The sequence below is a fragment of the Sphingobacterium sp. UBA2610 genome, from assembly GCF_002339225.1.
GTDB lineage: Bacteria > Bacteroidota > Bacteroidia > Sphingobacteriales > Sphingobacteriaceae > Sphingobacterium > Sphingobacterium multivorum.
Genome location: NZ_DDKA01000023.1, coordinates 171,638 through 191,345, shown reverse-complemented (window position 1 = coordinate 191,345; position 19,708 = coordinate 171,638). Strand labels below are relative to the sequence as shown.

General features: G+C 37.7%; 19 protein-coding genes and 1 pseudogene. 11 read left to right on the top strand and 9 right to left on the bottom strand.

Annotated elements, in window-relative coordinates:
* Positions 1-35 precede the first annotated feature (35 nt).
* Positions 36-1,088, top strand: a complete 1,053-nt coding sequence (gene rsgA / locus B4Z47_RS16740; RefSeq protein ID WP_286727691.1) for a ribosome small subunit-dependent GTPase A — start codon at positions 36-38, stop codon at positions 1,086-1,088.
* Between the two features lie 655 nt (positions 1,089-1,743).
* On the opposite strand, the gene B4Z47_RS16735 is transcribed toward rsgA, so the two are convergent.
* The gene (locus B4Z47_RS16735) at positions 1,744-1,980 is read right to left on the bottom strand and encodes a hypothetical protein (protein WP_286727690.1); all 237 of its coding nucleotides are present in this window, start codon (positions 1,978-1,980) and stop codon (positions 1,744-1,746) included.
* A gap of 158 nt (positions 1,981-2,138) precedes the next feature.
* The gene (locus B4Z47_RS16730) at positions 2,139-2,423 is read right to left on the bottom strand and encodes a hypothetical protein (RefSeq protein ID WP_070568770.1); all 285 of its coding nucleotides are present in this window, start codon (positions 2,421-2,423) and stop codon (positions 2,139-2,141) included.
* A 316-nt stretch (positions 2,424-2,739) separates the two neighbouring features.
* Between B4Z47_RS16730 and B4Z47_RS16725 the strand changes: the two genes are divergently transcribed.
* On the top strand, positions 2,740-3,012 hold the full coding sequence (locus B4Z47_RS16725) for a hypothetical protein (protein ID WP_070568767.1): 273 nt from the start codon (positions 2,740-2,742) through the stop codon (positions 3,010-3,012).
* A 67-nt stretch (positions 3,013-3,079) separates the two neighbouring features.
* Here the strand turns inward: B4Z47_RS16725 and B4Z47_RS16720 are convergent, their stop codons facing one another.
* Positions 3,080-3,688, bottom strand: coding sequence for a hypothetical protein (locus tag B4Z47_RS16720; RefSeq protein ID WP_146753053.1), 609 nt, complete (start codon positions 3,686-3,688; stop codon positions 3,080-3,082).
* 418 nt (positions 3,689-4,106) lie between these two features.
* Here B4Z47_RS16720 and B4Z47_RS16715 point away from each other — a divergent pair.
* The 3 genes and pseudogenes from B4Z47_RS16715 (at position 4,107) to B4Z47_RS16705 (ending at position 6,992) form a co-directional block, all read left to right on the top strand.
* Positions 4,107-4,853, top strand: a pseudogene (locus B4Z47_RS16715) (DNA polymerase beta superfamily protein).
* A complete protein-coding gene (locus tag B4Z47_RS16710; RefSeq protein WP_070566416.1) occupies positions 4,850-5,917 on the top strand; it encodes a DNA polymerase beta superfamily protein in 1,068 nt (355 codons plus the stop codon). The pseudogene B4Z47_RS16715 and the gene B4Z47_RS16710 overlap by 4 nt, the downstream one beginning before the upstream one ends.
* A 328-nt stretch (positions 5,918-6,245) precedes the next feature.
* On the top strand, positions 6,246-6,992 hold the full coding sequence (locus B4Z47_RS16705) for a hypothetical protein (RefSeq protein ID WP_112374589.1): 747 nt from the start codon (positions 6,246-6,248) through the stop codon (positions 6,990-6,992).
* An 81-nt stretch (positions 6,993-7,073) separates the two neighbouring features.
* Here B4Z47_RS16705 and B4Z47_RS16700 read toward each other — a convergent pair whose 3' ends face one another.
* Positions 7,074-7,601: a DUF4468 domain-containing protein gene (locus B4Z47_RS16700; protein WP_070566421.1), complete on the bottom strand. Its 528-nt coding sequence runs from the start codon at positions 7,599-7,601 to the stop codon at positions 7,074-7,076.
* 205 nt (positions 7,602-7,806) lie between these two features.
* On the opposite strand from B4Z47_RS16700, the gene B4Z47_RS16695 reads away from it, so the two are divergent.
* The 4 genes from B4Z47_RS16695 (at position 7,807) to pgl (ending at position 12,259) form a co-directional block, all read left to right on the top strand.
* On the top strand, positions 7,807-8,409 hold the full coding sequence (locus B4Z47_RS16695) for a DMP19 family protein (RefSeq protein ID WP_070566424.1): 603 nt from the start codon (positions 7,807-7,809) through the stop codon (positions 8,407-8,409).
* Positions 8,410-8,621: 212 nt separating this feature from the next.
* On the top strand, positions 8,622-10,040 hold the full coding sequence (gene gndA, locus B4Z47_RS16690) for an NADP-dependent phosphogluconate dehydrogenase (protein WP_070566426.1): 1,419 nt from the start codon (positions 8,622-8,624) through the stop codon (positions 10,038-10,040).
* 9 nt (positions 10,041-10,049) lie between these two features.
* Complete coding sequence (gene zwf / locus B4Z47_RS16685) at positions 10,050-11,531, top strand: glucose-6-phosphate dehydrogenase (RefSeq protein ID WP_070566428.1); 1,482 nt, start codon at positions 10,050-10,052, stop codon at positions 11,529-11,531.
* A 17-nt stretch (positions 11,532-11,548) separates the two neighbouring features.
* A complete protein-coding gene (gene pgl, locus B4Z47_RS16680) occupies positions 11,549-12,259 on the top strand; it encodes a 6-phosphogluconolactonase (RefSeq protein WP_286727689.1) in 711 nt (236 codons plus the stop codon).
* A 451-nt stretch (positions 12,260-12,710) separates the two neighbouring features.
* Here pgl and B4Z47_RS16675 read toward each other — a convergent pair whose 3' ends face one another.
* From B4Z47_RS16675 to B4Z47_RS16655, 5 genes are all read right to left on the bottom strand, one after another.
* Positions 12,711-13,322, bottom strand: a complete 612-nt coding sequence (locus B4Z47_RS16675; RefSeq protein WP_286727688.1) for a hypothetical protein — start codon at positions 13,320-13,322, stop codon at positions 12,711-12,713.
* Between the two features lie 178 nt (positions 13,323-13,500).
* Positions 13,501-14,652, bottom strand: coding sequence for an Atu1372/SO_1960 family protein (locus B4Z47_RS16670; RefSeq protein WP_286727687.1), 1,152 nt, complete (start codon positions 14,650-14,652; stop codon positions 13,501-13,503).
* Between the two features lie 233 nt (positions 14,653-14,885).
* Positions 14,886-15,716 (bottom strand): glycosyltransferase family 2 protein, encoded by an 831-nt coding sequence (locus tag B4Z47_RS16665; RefSeq protein ID WP_070566436.1) that lies wholly within the window; start codon positions 15,714-15,716, stop codon positions 14,886-14,888.
* A 1-nt stretch (position 15,717) separates the two neighbouring features.
* Positions 15,718-16,785: a glycosyltransferase gene (locus B4Z47_RS16660; protein WP_112374591.1), complete on the bottom strand. Its 1,068-nt coding sequence runs from the start codon at positions 16,783-16,785 to the stop codon at positions 15,718-15,720.
* On the bottom strand, positions 16,775-17,860 hold the full coding sequence (locus B4Z47_RS16655) for a glycosyltransferase family 4 protein (protein WP_070566440.1): 1,086 nt from the start codon (positions 17,858-17,860) through the stop codon (positions 16,775-16,777). Before B4Z47_RS16655 ends, B4Z47_RS16660 begins: the two co-directional genes overlap by 11 nt.
* A 375-nt stretch (positions 17,861-18,235) precedes the next feature.
* On the opposite strand from B4Z47_RS16655, the gene B4Z47_RS16650 reads away from it, so the two are divergent.
* A complete protein-coding gene (locus tag B4Z47_RS16650) occupies positions 18,236-18,472 on the top strand; it encodes a hypothetical protein (RefSeq protein ID WP_070566443.1) in 237 nt (78 codons plus the stop codon).
* Between the two features lie 233 nt (positions 18,473-18,705).
* Positions 18,706-19,707 carry an L-histidine N(alpha)-methyltransferase gene (locus tag B4Z47_RS16645; RefSeq protein ID WP_115048238.1) on the top strand — a complete coding sequence of 334 codons (1,002 nt, stop codon included), beginning with the start codon at positions 18,706-18,708 and terminating at the stop codon, positions 19,705-19,707.
* Position 19,708: the final 1 nt, after the last annotated feature.

The window sequence follows — 19,708 nt, the reverse complement described above, 5'->3', positions numbered from 1 at the left end:
CAGCAATTTAATTCATCATTCTAAATTAATAATAAATGAATAACCTCGCATTATTTGGTTGGAATAGTGACCTATTTCAGCTTAAACAAGAATCTACATATTCTAATCTTTTTCATGGTCGTGTTTCGGCTGTGAACAAAACTAACTACGAGATCATGTCCGAGAACGGCTTGCTATTTTGCGAGCTGGCGGGCAATCTGCTCTTTGGAAAGTCAGCGTTTGAGCTACCCTGCACGGGGGACTGGGTTATCTTTCAACCTTTTGACGACAACAAAGGAATAATTGTCGATATCCTATCACGTACCCACACATTGTACAGAAGAAAGAATGGTACCACTTCGGATAAACAGGCAATAGCATCTCATATAGACAAAGCTTTTATTGTTCAGAGCTTGGATGCCAATTTTAATCCCCGTCGAACGGAACGGTTTATGGCCCAGGTATTGGAAGAAAATATTCAACCGGTGCTCATACTCACTAAATCTGATTTGGATTTTAATCGACAGGATATAGATGAGTCGTTAAAACACCTTACCAGCAACGTGCAAGTATTTTACACAAGCATTCATTCCACAGAGTCAATTGTTCTTGTACGTGAATCTATCCTGCCTGGGGAAACAATAGTATGTATAGGCTCCTCTGGTGTAGGAAAAAGTTCTTTAGTCAATGCGTTATGCGAACGCACAGTGTTGCTCACCTCCGAAACAAGTAACGCCACAGGGAAAGGTAGGCACACTTCAACCCGGAGAGAAATGGTCTTGATGGATGGTTCCGGCGTTTTGATTGACACGCCCGGTGTAAGAGAATTCGGTTTAGCGTTAGAAACTCCCGAAACATTGGAAGACGTATTTGATTTCTCTGGATTTGCTGGCTCCTGTCGCTTTGACAATTGTGCTCATCTTTCCGAACCTGGATGTGCAGTTAAGAATGCGGTAGACAATGGTCTTTTAGAACCTCGTGTATACGAAAGCTACTTAAAATTGAGAAGGGAATCATGGCATTTCTCCGTATCTGAACACGACAGGCGCAAAAGAGATAAATCCTTCTCAAAAATCGGGGAGGAGGCGAAGCGAATAAAGAAACGCTAATCAATTTTTCAATTTTATACAGATGTTCCTTAACAATGTTGAACATCTGTATAATTTAAGATGCAGATATCAAACCTTGGTAGTCACGAATTCAGTTTATACTATACAATTCTACCCCCCGGAAACGACTAATTTTCGGGGAAACATTTCATGTAGCGGATATAATAACAGAATCGATTGAATCAGGGGAAAGTACTACTTTATTAAAAAGGCCGGCGACATGAATTACCGACCTTTATAACTACTAAAACAAACTAACTTAACCTATCAGATAACGATATTCATTTATAATAGTTCATTTTTTAGCAAAAAAAGGACTAATCTTTCGATTAGCCCCTAACTAAATTATAGACAGATCCATAAAGGACCGGAAAATACTTTTAATATGGCCAGGCCTAAAACCTGACCATACAATTAAATCAATCTAACTGAACTGATACATAACGATTGACGCTAAATGGACAATTCTGTTAACAGCTTGGTTTGATAAAAATGGAAAAAGCCTTGAGGGGGGAACCCAAGGCTCTAATTATTATTAACCTATATTTTTGAAAAGTACTTATAATACAATGTCGAATTACTTTTAGTTTGAAAAAAATAAAAAAGGCTGATCCTAAGACCAGCCTTTAAAATCAACCATAAAAAATAAAACCTATTAATCGTGTCCTTCAGTCTTAACGATCTTATTGTAAATTCCCAATAATAAAAACGGTGCCGCCCATTGACCGACGAACAAAGCTGTATTATCATCTTTTGTTTTGCAACATTTTAATGCTGCTGAAATTCCCATCGCTGCAAGTGATGCCGCCAAGAATAAAATTGAGGGAATTTTAGAAGTTTGCTGTTCTACTTCTTTTGTTACTTTGTCTTCATTTCCTGTTGTAAATGCCATAATATGTATACTTTGGTTTATTAATGAACTACTTTCAGGGATGAATAGTTTAGTTTTATACAAAAAAGACCGAGACTCAGCATCTCGACCTTCCATTCAAGACATTGCACTAAAGACTTTTATGTCGTTACTTTGGTATTCCTAAGAAATAAAATACGCTATTTTGTGTTAAGGTTCTTCGTTATCTGCCATGATTTTAAATGATGATTATAGGTGAGCATCCAAGCCGTTTCATTGGCTCTCTTTCCTTTTTCATTTAAATATTCACCTACTCGTACTGTTATCAGTGTTGTATTATCTCTAAGTATTTCAGCATATGCTTTTTCACCAGTGCTAAGTTCTGCTATTGCCGGAATATTTTCTACACCTACTTCGGGTTCGAACAGGAATGTTGCTGTACACCCAATATTGAGACTTTTTCCTTGAAATATGATTCCGTTCATGATGTTATCTTTTTAAGGGTGAGAAATTTATATTACAAAGAGAACCGCTATGGCATTGGTACCCTTTTATAAGTTTTACAGTAATATAACGTTTACAAGTCGTGATTTATTTTTTCTTGCTAATTTTATGAAATAAATATTACATTTCTTCAATAAGATCGCGAGCCCTTGATGCTGGGGTGATCCATTGCAAGCGATCGGTTTGGTTCGGGGTCAGCTGTAGGATCTTTGACTAAGCACAAAGTTAACGACTTTTTGAACTATATGGGCTGCATTACTGTTCCAAAGTAAAGAGAACCGTATATAGCTTTTGAAGATGAAATTTGTCAAAGTAAATCGAGTCGTATTAACCGCGCTGCGAGCGATGGGGTATAATGTGCTGATTTCACCTGTTGAAGTTCAGGATCCACAAAATATTACTTGGAAGGCGATGTGGGTAGAGAACGTCGATACCTGGATTAGGAACTTGTATTGTGGGCAGGGAAGTACGGCTCGTCCAAATATTCTTGACATTGATTATGTACTGGCAAACGTTCCCGAGTGCTATTTGTCAGGAAGTGTATTTATAGAAAGTGATAAGGTCTATTAGTCTATAAATCCGCTTCGTTATTTGGAGTGAATATCTTCTGTTTAAAGATTATTGTGGCTACGTTTTTTTAAGAGATCCAGAGGTTAAAGAATCGTTGTACGATTACCCATTTACCATTCACTTTTTCAAGAAGAAATGCATCACCGTTTCCACATAAAGGACCGCATACATAGTCAACCGGCACGTATTCTTTTTTGCGGTTATACCCCATAATGGGAAGATGAAGGTAATAAATGCTTTGATTACGGTTCATCCTGTATTTATCGGCGTCATCGACATTGTACGCTGCTTTGATAGCGGCTGGAATCGGGATGATTGCCTTCCTTTCGTTCATCTGATTAAGCATATCCAGCGAGTCTTTGAGCTGGTTATCCAGTATTTTCATCAGCTTCTGTGGATCGACGTTGTAAAAAACATAATTCCTGTCATGCAATGATGAGATAGAATCTCTCATAAACTTATTATGAATGAACGCCCTTCGTTCTCCTTCACGTTGCAGTTTGATACCGGCCGAATCGTCAGACAAAATTGTTTCTAAAATGGAAACATAGTCTTTTTGCACTGAGCTGTCATTGTATATTTTGGATTTATTATTTTGGACAGGTGTCATTGTACTTTTACGCATTGTACAGCCCTGGAAAACTAAAAAAAAGAAGATAATATATAGATAATTCATATGCAATTAGTTGTTCCTATTTCCGTACTAGATCTGTGCCAAAAAACTTCATTTTCAGTTTTTGGTCTAATGCCGCTTTCCATCTTTTGCGCCATCCCAGACTTCAGTAATGCTACAACTGGGTGCAGAAGAGGCAAAGCCTTTATTTTGTCAACGAAGAAGATTATGAGCTGTTCTTTATGAATAGCTTATATCGGTGGCATGAGATGGGGGATAATAGTTTCGTTTAACACTGTAATACGCATTCTATCTGCGTACTTCTATATTTCTGTGTAAGCTTCAATTTTTTCAAGAAAATTATCTACCTGATAATAAGAGGTCTTCCATTGTTTTTATGCTCTTTTTTTAAAATGCGCAAAAAGGCTTCAGTAGCGCAATCGATCTTTGTGTTAATGAAAATTTAAAAAAGCATGAAGAAATGAAAGCACATATCATCAAGAAGCTCATGGAAATAGAAGCGAGCGAAGGAGTACGTATACTTTTCGCCTGTGAATCAGGAAGTCGAGGTTGGGGATTTCCGTCAATCGACAGTGATTACGATGTTCGGTTTATTTATGTAAGAAAAGCAGAGGACTATAGTCTTTTGTTTCCGCTTCCTACCGAAATGCGGTTTCCGATAACCGATGACCTTGATATCGCAGGCTGGGATCTGTTTAAAGTACTCATCTTAATGTATTAGAGCAATGTGAGCCCATTTGAATGGATTCAGTCACCAGTGGTCTATCACGAGTTTAACGGATTCAAAACAAGTTTTAGGACAATGATCGAAAATTATTTTGACGCACATAGGCACGCCCATCATTATCTTGGGATTGTCCGAAGCAAAGTGAAAGATCTTCGGCGAGAAACGATGAAGCTCAAGAGCTTATTTTATATCCTCAGATCTTTACTAGCGGCAGACTGGAGTATGACCTATCGCAGTTATGCGCCGATGACATTGGCCGAACTATCCGTATTATTGCCCAATGTTGTTAAAGTCGAAGTCATGCAGTTACAGAAGTTGAAAAGCCAAGTCGATGAAGGTTTTGTATTCAGCTGTTCAGCTACCATAAGGAGTTATATCGAAACAAAGTTAATACATTTAGAGAGCCAAGTAGAACAGGTTCCCGTATCCGTATTGGATAAGGAAGGACTAGAGAATTACTTTAAAACTATATTAAGATGACTATAGACGAACTTCGAAAGAACGGGCTGATCCTGTTTGAGGCCGTTGTCGGCAGCCGGGCATATGGTTTGGCCACCGCATCTTCCGATACGGATATCAAGGGGGTATTTTATCTGCCTCTGGAAGATTACTTGGGTGGTCAATATACTGCCCAAGTGGCTAATGCGAGCAATGATGAAGTGTATTATGAGCTAGGTCGCTTCGTCGAGCTCCTGTCAAAGAGTAATCCGACTGTATTGGAGCTATTGGCTAGTCCTGCCGATTGCATCGTATACCGAGATCCAATAATGGAGCAATTTAAAATGCAGGAATTTATTACGCGGGAGGCCGTTATGACTTTTGCGCAATATGCTATGGTACAGGTGCGTAAGGCAAAAGGGTTGAATAAGAAAATCAACAATCCGATGGATCACGAACGTAAAAATTTGCTGGAGTTCTGTTTTATCATAGCCGGTAATGGTAGTTTACCGTTAAGCGCGTGGCTGAGCAGGCGGCATTGGAAGCAGGAAAACTGTGGTTTAGCAAAGATTGAACATGCAAAGGGAATGTATGCCCTATATTATGATCAGACTCAGACTTTGGGTTATAAAGGCGTCGTGGCTAACCTGGATAGCAATGAGGTGTCGTGCAGTTCTATCGCAAAGGGTCAGACACTTTGTGCGTACCTCTGTGTTAATTACGAATCTTATTCATCTTATTGCAAGGCGTATAATGAATATTTCAGCTGGGTGTCAGCACGCAATGAGGCACGTTTTGAGGGGACAATGGATCATGGGCAGGGTTATGATGCGAAAAATATGATGCATACCATACGTTTATTGCAACAGGCAAAGGAGATTGTATCCAAAAAGAAATTACAGATACAACGTCCCAATAGGGAAGAGCTCCTGCGCATTAAGAATGGCGCCTATAGCTATGAGGAACTTTTTGTCTGGTCGCAAAAGCTCTTTCAGGAAGTTGAAGAGCTCTGCTTGCACAGTTTATTTCCGGTAGCGCCAGATCAGGTTAAGCTGAAGCATCAATTGGTTGATATGCGTAAGCGTCTGTATCATGTTAAGATTTAATTCTTCATGTCAAGGAGAAGTCAGTAATGGATAGCGTTCCACCATCCTTAAACTTCATGGAAACTAATGCATACTTTGGATTTTAAGCAAAGCATTTGCGATTTCGGTTGCTTTCTCCCGGACGGTGACCGGTTGATTTTTATATGATGGTGGATAATCTCCATTATACCAAGGCATAATTCCTCATTTTTGTATTTAGAACAAGGTACGCGTAGGATATCAAATAAATTTATCTGTTTCTGTACTAATTAGTTAATTGACACAGGATTCTTACAGGAGGAATTTTTTCTTAATTTCGAACCGTTAATATTTATAATTCATTCCATTTATGCTGTTCATTTATACACGTTACGAGTACGTTTTAGGAAGTAAAAATATCACTGCAACATTAAAAAATGAGACCATACCGCAGAATTTCAATCTTAGTATCATTACACCTGCGACCAAATTTTTAGGGTTTCCGGTTGGAGGAGGTCTGGTAAAAATGTCTCGTTTAGTCAATCAGTACGGGCAGGTCATCCACGCAAGAAATTATTCGCCTGAAATAAAAGAAGAGGTAAAGAAATTTAAGAAGACACTAGAAATTCCCTATTTCAAACTTTGGAAAGGGTATTTGATTATAGCATCGATAGCAATTATCGGCTCTATTATTTACGGTATTAAACTGAACATGGATGGCAAGAAATATCGGAATGAAAAAGAAAGTCTTGCTAAGTCGGCTCAACAATTACAGGCAGGACAACTATATGGAGCAAGTTTCTTTACCGATGCTGAAGGAAATAACATCCAAGGTTTACCAGCAGGTTGGGTTAAGATTCTAAAGATAGAAGGAGATACAATCTTTGTCCAACGGTCTAAAAAAATATCGGATCGTGCGATGTTTGAAATGAAAGATTTGGAATCAATTAAGCCAACATCGGATGAAGACTGGAATAATAGGATCGAAAAAATGAATTATACGCTATTTAAAGAAGCTGTAAACAATAAAAATTTATCCGGTATTGATTTATCTTATATTGGTGCAGATCATGATAAATATTCTGGCGTTATTATGTCTTTTAAAGGCGTTGAATAATATTATTTCTAGAATTAAAACTGGAAAAATGGAATGAAAGTTCGCAAGTTTATTATCAAGAAGAGAAGAAATACATCGATATTACCAATTATCAATATTGGTTGATTTTTCAAGAATGGATTTGATCAGCCCATTAAAGTACGCGTTTACGAATTGATGTTTTTTCTCATTTTTGGGGCTACCGTTGCCTTTGAAATAAAATTTTTTCACGTTCATTTTATTCCAAGTACCGTTGTAATTCATAATTTGAGCACTGAAAGTTGGACTATTGATTCTTATTTTTCCATCTTTAAACAAAAAAGACAAGGTATAATCGACATCATAGTAAGCAATACCCGATGTTTTAAGTCCTCTTTGTTGGTAAGCTGCTAAAGTTATCGCCTGCCCGGGAACCAAAGTCAGGCCTTCTTTGGGATTGGAATACAAGCTATTGATCGACTTTAATACATTATTGTAAAGTTCTTGCTGTTTAACGCCAGGAACTTCTACTACGGTATAATCTAGATTCTCTTTAGAAACGAAACCTGTTGGAGCTAGGGTGAAATATTGTGGAAACGCCAAATTTGTGAACAGAAGCAAAAATATTCCGGTAATGATATAATTTTTCATATTAAATTGTTTTAAAGAGAATTAACTTAGCCAATTTTACAAAATAATTCTTTAGTCGCATCAATGTTTCTGCAATGTACTTCATTGTAAAAGAAAATCCAATTGAAAAGTGCATACAGAGGATGTCGAACCATTTTATAACTATACCACTGAGGAAATTGTTTGCAAATCAATGTATATATTTGAATACTAAAAAGATTTAAAGATGATAAAATCAATGCGAACACCAACTATTACCATTGGAATTATAATAATTATTTTAAATTTATTTGGCTGTTCTGGACATACTAAGCAAAATAATAATAAGCCATCAATTCAGAATCCATTAACCGAGCAGATTATTGATACGACTTCGGATGACATCTTATTGGAAGTCGTTTATGATAACCTCTTTCGTAAGTTATCGCCGGCATATGACAAAGAATATGAAATCGTCTTGTCCTGGAACAAGTCCAGACAAGCAATTTATATGATCAGCCAATTAGAAGGAGAAGTAAATAATGGTGGTTATAACCAGTTTTATTTTAATTCAAGCGGTCAATTTGCTGCTGCGTTGCCAGAAGCGCTGAAATTAGTTGGCGCTACTCAATTTGCTGATCTGACCGAGCGGGCAAACAGCACATTTGAAAAGGAGAAATCGAAAATAACCGAAGATCAGGATGGTACGGTAGAAGGTTTTAGTAAATCTTATGAAAACAATCCGCTAAACAAATTTGACGAGGAGTTCTACAAACTTAATGACGCTAAAAACTTGCAAAAAATTCTGGTTGACTACATCCGAAAGAAAAAGAAAGAGTTTACTGATTAGCATGTATTTACATATAGCCAAAAGTAAAATTAAAATTAGAGAATTTGGACCTCGATAGTTTATATGTTGAACGATGCCCTTATCACCGTATTGATTAATGACATTTTCCAGTTGATGATAAAAATGTCACAATGGAAAGAAAATTTTAGATAATTTTTTTACTGGCATGCATTTCAGTAATTTTGAATTTATAACATAAACTTTAAGTAAGAATGGAAAAGTATAATTACGGGGTCATTGGTCTGGGTGTAATGGGAAGAAATCTGCTTTACAACATTGCCGATAATGGTTTTTCTGTCGTAGGATTCGATTTAGATGAAGAAAAGGTAATCGAACTTCGTAAAGGAGTGGCTTCAGGTACACAGGTTGTTGGAACTGTTTCACTAGAGGAATTTGTATTGAATTTAGAAAGTCCGCGAAAAGTTATTTTGATGGTACCAGCAGGCAAACCGGTTGATGCTGTTCTTGAAAGCATAACCCCGCTGCTGAGTCCAAAAGATATTGTCGTTGATGCGGGAAATTCTTATTTCAAAGATACCGAGAGACGTATAGCCGATTTAGCTTCTAAAAACCTTCATTTTATGGGAATGGGAGTTTCTGGAGGAGAGCAGGGCGCCAGAAGAGGACCGAGTATTATGCCAGGGGGAGATTTGGAAGTTTTCAATTTGGTGAAGCCTATGCTGGAAGTTATTTCAGCAAAAGTAAATGGGGAGCCCTGTACCGCTTATATGGGGAAAGGAGCTGCTGGGAATTATGTTAAAATGGTTCACAACGGTATTGAATATGCCATCATGCAATTAATCAGTGAAGCATATGATTTACTGAGAAAAGGAGCTAATCTTACGAATGAACAATTGTATGAAGTTTTTAAAAGATGGAATGAAGGCGAGATGAATTCTTTCCTTATTGAAATAACAAGAGATATCTTCCAGCAAAAAGATGATGTAACAGACGGTTTTCTTGTCGACAAGATTTTAGATAAAGCAGGAGCAAAAGGAACCGGAAAATGGACCTCCCAGGAGGGTATGGAAATTGGGGTCTCTATTCCAACCATCGATATTGCCGTAACATCAAGAATTTTATCCGCTTACAAAGATGAGCGAGCAAAAGCTTCTCAAATATATGCTAAAGAAGAAGTGAAAACTCCAGAAAATACAGAATTGTTTATAAAAGAGGTGGGGGATGCTTTGTATTTATCTACTTTAATCAGTTATGCTCAAGGTTTGGCATTATTGGTAAAAGCTTCTGAGGAATATCAGTTTGAAATTCCGTTAAAAGATGTTGTTAAAATCTGGAGAGGTGGGTGTATCATCCGTTCGGTTTTATTGGAGAAATTTTATCTGGCTTATTCAAAGTACGAGAACTTATCTAATATTTTATTGGATCAGGAAATTTCAGAAATTGTAAAAGATAAAATTCCGTCATTAAGAAAAACGGCTGCTTTTGCTGTATCAAACGGAATTCCAAGTTTAGGAATTCAGTCGGCTCTAGGGTATTTCGAAGCATACACCACAGCATCTTTACCTGTAAACCTGCTTCAGGCTCAGCGTGATTATTTTGGTGCGCACACTTACCAAAGAACGGACAGAGAAGGAGTCTTTCATACTTCATGGCAAACCCCAAATAACTAGATCCTAACAATGAGTGACAATACAATCCTGCATCCAACAACGATCGTTATTTTTGGTGCAACAGGGGATTTGGCAAAAAGAAAGCTTTTTCCAGCCTTCTACAATTTATACATCGATGGCAGAATGCCCAAAGGTTTTAATATTCTAGCTTTAGGAAGAGCCGAAAATACGGATGAAAAATTCAGCGCTTATATTAAAGAAAATCTGGAGAGTTTTTCCAGGAAGACCGTAACCAAGGAAGATTGGGCTGGTTTTCAGGCTCACATCAGCTATTTTCAGCATCAGCTTGATGAAGAAAGCTCTTATCAGAATTTATATCAGAAACTGGAGAATTTTGATAAGGTGTACGGAATGAGAGGAAACAGACTTTTCTATTTGTCGATTGCACCAAACTTTGTATCTGTAATTTCAAATCATCTTAAAAATACATCAATAGCATCTGATCCTGCAACAGATCGAATTATTATCGAAAAACCTTTTGGTCACAATAAAGAATCTGCCATTGAGCTAAATAATCTTCTTTCACAAACTTTCCAGGAAGAACAGATTTATCGTATCGATCATTATTTAGGTAAAGAAACAGTACAGAATATTTTGGCGTTCAGATTCGGAAATTCAATTTTTGAACCTCTTTGGAACCACAGACATATAGAATCGGTGCAGATTACGGTTGCCGAAGAAGTCGGAGTGGAAACAAGAGCCAGTTTTTATGAGCAGACAGGAGCTTTGCGCGATATGATTCAGAACCATCTTTTGCAAATTCTTTGTATGGTTGCTATGGAACCTCCGGCTTCACTTGGATCGGGTGAGATCAGGGATCGTAAAGTTGATGTTTTAAAATCCATCCGTAGGATTTCTCCTGAAAAAGTAGATCATTATGCGGTAAGAGGACAGTACGGACGAGGCAAAGTAAATGGGCTGAAAGTAAATGGCTATCGCCAGGAGGAGGGAATTGCTCCTGATTCCAATACCGAAACATTTGTCGCTATCAAGTTTTATCTGGATAATGAAAGATGGGAGGATGTTCCTTTTTATGTTCGTACCGGGAAGAAGATGAAAGAAAAGCATTCTTATATAACGATTCAGTTTAAGCCACTTCCCAATTCTATGTTTTCAGAAAGCACCTCGCTTCTGTCGGCTAACCGATTGATTATTAATATCCAGCCACAAATGGACATCAGATTGCAGTTTATGTCTAAAAAACCAGGCTTGTCCTTAGCGCTTAAACCTGTGGAAATGATTTTCGATAATTTTGCCTGTCAGACCGATACTCCCGAAGCTTATGAAACTCTTTTATTGGAAGCACTTGTCGGAGACCTTACACTGTTTATGCGCTCCGATCAGGTAGAAGAAGCTTGGGATGTGATAAAAACAATTCAGGAAACCTGGGAAAAAACCAAAGACCCCTCTTTCCCAAATTATGCTTCCGGAAACTGGGGACCTGATGACAGTGATGCACTGGTAGAGCGGCAGGGACATCAGTGGGTTTAAAATATAATTAAAAGAAAATGAATATTACGATATTTGATAATCTGGATGCTTTATATAAAGAAGCAGCAGATACATTTGTTGAGCTTTCGAAAAAAGCAATCCAGAAGCATGATAAATTTGTGGTTGCGTTAAGTGGTGGCTCTTCACCGAAAGCTATTTTTAGTTTATTAGCTACTCCTGAATATGCCGATAAAATAATTTGGGAGAAAATCCATTTTTTTTGGGTAGATGAAAGATGGGTTTCTCTTGAAGATGAGAAAAGTAATTTTAAGATGACTTTGGAAGTACTTTTGAATAAAGTTCCAGTCAATAAAAATCAGATTTTCCCAATGTATAAAGAGCGAATTGAGCCTGAAAATTACGCTAAAGAATACGAAGCGCAAATTAGAAATGTTTTGGGAGCTGACGGTGTTTTTGATTTCATCCTTTTAGGAATGGGCGATGATGGCCACACAGCTTCTCTGTTTCCAGGTGAAAAGATTTTACAGGAAAAAGAAAAATGGGTTGATGCCTACTATCTAAAGCCACAGGAAATGTTTAGAATTACGTTGACTGAACCTATCATCAATAAAGCTGAAAATATTCTGATTGTTACATTCGGTAAATCCAAGAAAAACGCTTTGAACGAGGTTCTTAATGGTGTATATAATCCTGAACTATATCCGCTACAGTTAATTGAAAAGAAAGCAGGAGTCCAGATTTTTACTGATAAAGAAGCTGGAGTTTAATTGAATTGTCTTTTCATCCGAATGCCCTTTATTTTCAATTGTATTTTGGGGGTAGGCAGTATGCATGCGAAAGATTTAGGAACACGTTAGATTCCTATAAAATCGCAACAAAAAGTATGAGTAGAAGGAGGAACATAACGCCAAACAACATAGGATTCCATTATATGGAGGAATATTAACCTCCATTTCGATATTGAGATTATCAAAAAGACCTTTCCGCAATTGCGGAAAGGTCTTTTTGATTCCTCTTTTCGTGCGATGAAAGGAATTTTATTAATCCTAAAAATACGCAGATTTTAGCTGAGTATAAGATGAATTTTCTGGAGTAGTCTACAGTACTTTTCCCTTAGCAATTGGGACCTGAGGTGAAACAAAAAAATCATAGCAGGTTTTAGTGAATTTCCGAAGATTGACGGGAAATGACTTAAAACTATTTATTTTCTTTGACAGATTAATCTAAAAGTTTCATTAGATGATCGACAGTTTTAGCTACCTCTTCTTTCTTCACGACTAAGGTTTTTTTTTCTAGACCCGGAGGAAGAGAAATCTTGCCGTTAAATTCAGGAAGAAACAAATTGATCTTTTCCTGATCCATTTTATTGAAATTAATAAAAGTCCATTTTTTGGTTTCGTCCTCTTTTAACGCTAATAAGTAAGCCGAAGTAATAGCCATTTTGCCTTTTTCAGGCATAGACATTACCAATACCTGAGGAATAAAGCAGTAGGCTATCCCATCAATTTTTGAGACATCTATATCGACATAATTGATCGTGGAATCAATTTTAACCCCATATTTTATAAGAGATGAATAGAGTTCCTTGGTCAGTTTTGTTGCCTGATCTATCCCGCCCATGCTTTCAATTATGCGGGGCGATGTTTGACTTATAATACCTTCGATATCTCCAGAAATAGATGCTTTTGTCATGATAGACAGTGCTTCCCTGAGCTGCGGATCTTTTTGCGCGAAGCTTGTATGATGAAAAATAGTTAATAGCGTAATTAACCAAAATACCCTTTTTCGCTGGATGTATTTAAACCGGTTGAACCAATTGTTACTTTGCATAATGGAAAGAGGTTAATTTCCGTTGAATGTACGGGTTTTTATTTATAAATCAAATTAGATAAGTGTCTCCGTATGAAGTATATTTTATTAATCTCTATTAACGCCAAAGCACAGGAGATAGAGATTTTAATTTGACTAGATCGTATCGGAAAGCATTTTTCAGGGACACCGATGGAATCTATTCAATTTCGAATATAGCCTGTATTTCGACTGAAGTATTTCCTGGGAGTGACAAGGCTCCCACCGTTGCCCTGGCGTGTTTTCCTTTTTCACCAAATACTTCTACAACCAAATCTGATGCAGCGTTCATGAGGTCAGCATGTTTGGTATAGTCATCAGTTACATTAAAGTACCCAGTTAACTGAACACATTTTTTTATGCGGTTAAGATCGCCTCCCACAGCATTTTTTAATACTCCCAAAACATTGAGCATTGTGGTACGTGTCGCTTCCTTAACCTGCCTTTCATCCACGTCTTTACCGAGTTTTCCGGGGGATTGTAATTTCCCATCCTTTAATGCATATTGATTGATAAATACCAGGTTTCCGGTACGTACAAATGGCTGATAATTTCCAGCAGGTTTTGGAACATCAGGCAGGATAATTTTTTTATTGATCAGTTCCTGATTTATATCATTATTGTTTTTTTGTTCAATAGGAGCGGATTCTTTGTGAAATGTTCCTTGTAAGGCCTTTGCAACCTTCCCGAAGTTTTCCCCCTGATCTTCGGCAAGAAGGCGTTCATCGGAGCTCGGACGTGGCACATTTTTTATACCTACCAAGCTCGTGGTTCCTAAAACAGAATTGCCCTGAGCAATTGATCTGTCAATTTTGTCATTTGAGCGTATGCCATTTGAAACAAGTATCATTCCATGAACCGCAAGAGTATTCCAAAACGACTGTAAGGCAAGTTCACGTCCTGCTCCGGTACCCGCAGACATAAATACGCTGGCAGGCATTCCTTCAAGTGCGTGTTTCGCCCATAGATCTGTTGTTTTGGAGAAAAATTCGCTCATGCCGGTACTAATATTTCCAAAATACACCGGAGAGCCAAACGCGATACCATCATATGATGAAAGTTCCTCCATACTAACAACTGGGATAGTTTTTAAAATTGGATTGTCCGAATGCTTTACTTGTTTAATTACTGATCGAACATTTGAGTTTTTTTCTAAGCCTTTAGCAAATTCTTTTGCTAATTCTAAAGTCCCACCGTTATCGGAGTAAATAAGGACCAAGACATTTACATCTTTCTTTTGTGCCATGGATTGAGTTGATAAAGTAGTCATCATAACCATTAAAAGCAGTAATAACTTTATAAAGTTTTTCATTTCTAAGTATTTGGTCAAAATTAATCAAAGTACTTTTTTTAACTTTGCCAAAAAGTGTATGCAAAACGACATGGTTAAATGTGGATATCGTAGGATTTAAATGCATTTTGGGGAAATTTAAATATGTTGAAAATATGTTATCAATATTTTTTTTAATTTGTTGCGAATTATAATCCGATAATAGTTGACAAGGACGGTTCTTTAAATGTCCGAGAATAACCTTGACCTGTTTCCTATTCAATGAGGCTGGCCGCAATTTCTTGTTTTGAAGGCTCTCGAACAATGGTTATTTTATTGTTTTTGAAGGATATATATCCGCACTCATTAAATTTAGTTAACCATCCCATCATTGGCCAAACTCTCCATTTTAGGAAAAATTGATTAGCGTTGATGACAATTGGTTTGAAGTGGTTTAAAGGGGGATTATAACTTGGATGATATTGGTGGTAGGCCAATGCGTCGATCGTGATATGAGCAACCCCATTATTCCTCGCACTGAAACCAAAATCGGTATCTTCAGCTCCATATCCAATATAATTTTGATCAAATCCTCCAATTTTATGGAAAGTCTCTTTGGTACACGCAAAATTGAGGGACCAAAAAAGTTCATAACTAAATTGATCTACATCTTTCCTGACAGGATCCGGCCTGCTGTTTTGCATCAACTGCGACATCCATCCAAGTTTATCTGCAAAGCCTTTTTTTAAATACCTTACCCGGCCGCTTATTAAAATATTTTTTGTTGAATAGGGCAGATACTGTTCTATTAAATCATCTGCCGGAATACAATCTACGTCTAAAAAGATATTAAATAAAGAACTCGAACTTTTTATAGCCGTATTTCTTGCTTTGGCCAAATTTAATTCACCTGTTGTATCTATTTCCAAGGACTTTATCTTAAAGGGATATTCGTCTTTGAGTGGGTAGGCACGTTCATTGATATAGACAATGATCAGCTCTGTGGGTAGAATAGAATTTTTTGCGAGCCCATTCATCAGGTTTATTAGCGCGTCATGGCGTTTATGTACGATCGTCAATACAGAAATGGAAGCGGTAGAGTACATATTATTTATATAAAGTTTTAAATAGATTTGAATGCAATTTCTTAAGGCGCGCAGCAATTTCGATGGTCGCTTTTGGGTTCATCAATTTTTCCCATGCTTCGACCTTTAATTTTTTTGCGTTTTCAATGATGTGGGACCAATTGACCTGATGTAAAGCTTGCTCTTCTATTATCGTCGCTACACCAGCATTTTGCAGTAGCTTGGCTTTTATTTTTTGCTCTTCAAAAGGCCTTTCCGCAGGTACGCAAATAACTTTTTTTCTTAAGTCGCCCAATTCCATCACGCAGTTGTGTCCCGCATTGCTTATCACGATGCCGCAATTTTTTAATATATCGTATGCAGTTTTTGAATTGCCATAATAGCTGACTCCACTAATAGCGTGATAATCTGGTATTGTGCCGAGTATATGTAGGCTGGATGTTTCAGGTAAATCTTTCCGAATTTGAGCGATGAGCTTCCAATCGAAACATGTGCCACCTCGTCCAAAGAACATCGCTATTTGATCGTCCGCACTCGTATTGTTCTCAACCGACATGCCGCTATATTTGGAGAAGCCACCTGAATAAAATGTTTTATGCGCAAAATCGCTTTCAATATCTTGAGCCATTGATTTTGCGTATGGTGCCAACACAAAAGAAGCGCTTTCATAAGCCATTAAGTGTGCTAAGTCGGAGCGGTTGCCATGTTGTCTTACGACTACTGTTGGTATCCCACAGAGACGCGCAAGTAAAGTTATCTCGACCGAAACATCAACGATTAGTAAACAGTGGTTGTGCTTTGCAAAAAATTCTGTTATAAGGTAATTTCTATTTATTATACCCTTCACATTCACGGGAGCATAATGTAAAAAACTCAGGTCACTAGCAGCCCAATCCCGATCGCTATTGGCGGGAATATCAAATGGCAATTCGATTGAACGAATACCTTTTGGTATTAAATCTTTATAAGTTTCTAATGAACTACCGAGGAAAACCACTTCATCAGCGGGTAGTTGCGCAGCTATAGCTAAGGCACGAGTAAGATGACCAGACCCATGGTGGTGAATGTAAAAAGCATATTTATAAGACATATTTATCTGCACATTTTTTGATTACTTGAGCAAATATATTTTCGTAGGAAGATACCATATGCTGTATATCCAATGATGATTCAGCATGCACTCGGCATGCTTTGCGACTAAGCTGTGCTGCATCGTTTATGCAATTAGCCAATTCTGTCACTGAGCAGGACGCTGTAAGACATCCAGTTTCTTTTGTCACAATTTTTGGTAGCGCTCCTCTCGCAAAGCCAGCGACTGGCGTTCCGCATGCTAAGCTTTCAGCAACAACCAAACCGAAAGGTTCTTCCCAGCAGGGGGTAATCACACTTACTGCCGCATTTCCGATTAGTTCATTAAGTTGTTCGTGTGTGCAATGCTCTACCCATTCAGCGTTTTCATCGAGAAGCGGTTTGACAAAAGTTTCGAAATAATGTTTGTCTGCGACCGAGCCTGCGATTTTGATAGGTCTTCCGGCCAATTTTGCAGCTGCTATTGCGAAATGGGTTCCTTTATCGGGATGAATTCTGCCAAACCATAATGCATACTCTCCAGAGTTATTTGCTATATAGCTCCATTTATTCAAATCAATTCCATTGTGTACGACCTTACAATTGGGTATATAGGGCTCCCACATTGATGCATTTGTTTGCGATACAGATACATAAGTCATTTTGTTGTATCTGTTTGCTGCCATAATAGCTTTTTTCATCTCAAAAATAGGAGGTGTATGCAATACTGTTACCATCGGTGTTTCCGCTAAGGTCGCCATTGTAATGGGTACGTAATTTAGGCTATTGTTAAATATAACATCAAAATCATATTGGTCTATCTCCTGCATCAGCTCCAGATAGGCGTGATGTGTCGATATAAAATCTTCACTCAATTCATGCGAGCGAAATCTACTTAATGTCTCCATATCGTAATCTACATCGCTAAGGATAGCATGCACATTTAGAGAAGGATCGGAATGCTCACTGGCAAACAAGGTAACCTCGTGTCCCCTTTGCAGTAAAAGTTTAGTTACTTCGTATGTAAAGGCTTCCAACCCGCCCATAAATGGTTTGCGGATGGGATGTTTTAAATGAGCTAGCACTGCTATTTTCATAATATATTGATTGTATATGTGATGCACGTGACGTAACCATGCTGATTAGAACAGCACCAAGTGAAATTCGTTCACCGTTAGTAACAATTATTTTTAGGATCCCTAAAACCAGCTACTATTGAATTGACTATTTCGACGCTATCTAGGTTGATATGCCAAACTCTTGTAAAAACCTATAAAACAATAGGGATTAAGCTTCCTCCTTTTAGCACTTTATTCTAAACAAAGCTATGTACCAAATAGTTATTTTAGTCCTCCATTATCAATATTACGTATCATGTTAAGGTCGAGAATCAGAGTCTCGACCTTTTTTTGTTTAAATTTAAACCATTTCCTCTTGAAAATAGTTCAATAATAAACCAAAGTATATATATTATGGCACTTACAACAGGAAATGAAGACAAAGTAACAAGAGAGGTAGAAAACCAAACTTCTAAAATTCCATCGATTTTATTTTTAGCAGCTTCGCTGGCAGCGATGGGAATTTCAGCAGCATTAAAATGTTGCAAAACAAAAGACGACAATAATGCACTATTTGTCGGCCAGTGGGCGGCGCCGTTTTTATTATTAGGTATTTACAACAAGATTGTTAAGACTGAAGGGCACGATTAGTATGTTTTATTGTGATGAGTGTTTTAGAGGCTGATCTTATGATCAGCCTTTTTTAAATAGTAGGATTTCCTCCGAATCGAGAAATTCAATTGTAAATCAGCATAACGTCGCCGCCTTAATCCAGGCTGGCCATTTGCTGTTTCGACCATTTTCACAGATTGGATTATTCCGAAACTATTCGCTCATTTTTCCTGTTATATTTCTGTAACAAAGACCGCAAATACCATAGAGTTATGAGTTTACAATTAAATAATGTTCTACCAGTAATTAGTGCTTCACCTGAGATCGAAAAGTATGAAGGGGTTTTTCACAAGGAAGTGGTAGAAGGTTTAAATACTTATCCGAAGAAATTATCTTCAAAGTATTTTTATGATCCCATTGGCGATCGACTTTTTCAGGATATCATGCATATGCCCGAATATTATCTGACCAACTGCGAGCTTGAAATATTTCGCACAAAAACTGCTGAGTTAGCAGATTTCATCACAACTGATGAATCCGATTTCGACCTGATAGAGCTGGGGGCAGGTGATGCCCTTAAATCAAGTCATCTGTTAACCCATCTCAGTGCACATCATAACACGTACTCCTACATGCCTATCGATATATCGGGCAATATTCTTGCGGTATTAGGCGAAAAATTACATCGTGACATTCCAACTTTAGACATCGTACCGTTGGAGGGAGAGTACTTTGAAATGCTTGACCAGGCGATGAAAATTTCCGAACGGCGAAAAGTAGTTTTATTTTTAGGTGGTAATATCGGCAATATGGATATGGACGAAGCCCACTTTTTTTGTGCCGAAATCCGCCGTAAACTAAGCCCCGGTGATATTATTATAATCGGTTTTGATCTCAAAAAAAATCCACACACCGTTCTTTCTGCCTATAACGATAAAACCGGAATCACGTCGGCCTTCAACATCAATTTACTGAATCGCATCAACCGGGAACTTGAAGCTGATTTTGATACCCAATATTTTCAGCATTATCAATCCTACGATCCAATCTCCGGAGCCTGCCGCAGTTTCTTGGTCAGTCTAACCAATCAACATGTCCATATCAAAGGCGAGTCTATTTTTTTTAAGGAAAATGAATTAATTGACATGGAAATTTCTCAGAAATATGCTCCTGAGGAAATACAGCGAATGGCTTCTATAGCAGGATTTCAGCTGATCGCAAATGTTGAAGACAGCAAAGGATGGTTTGTTGATTCGGTATGGAGGGTGTCCTAAT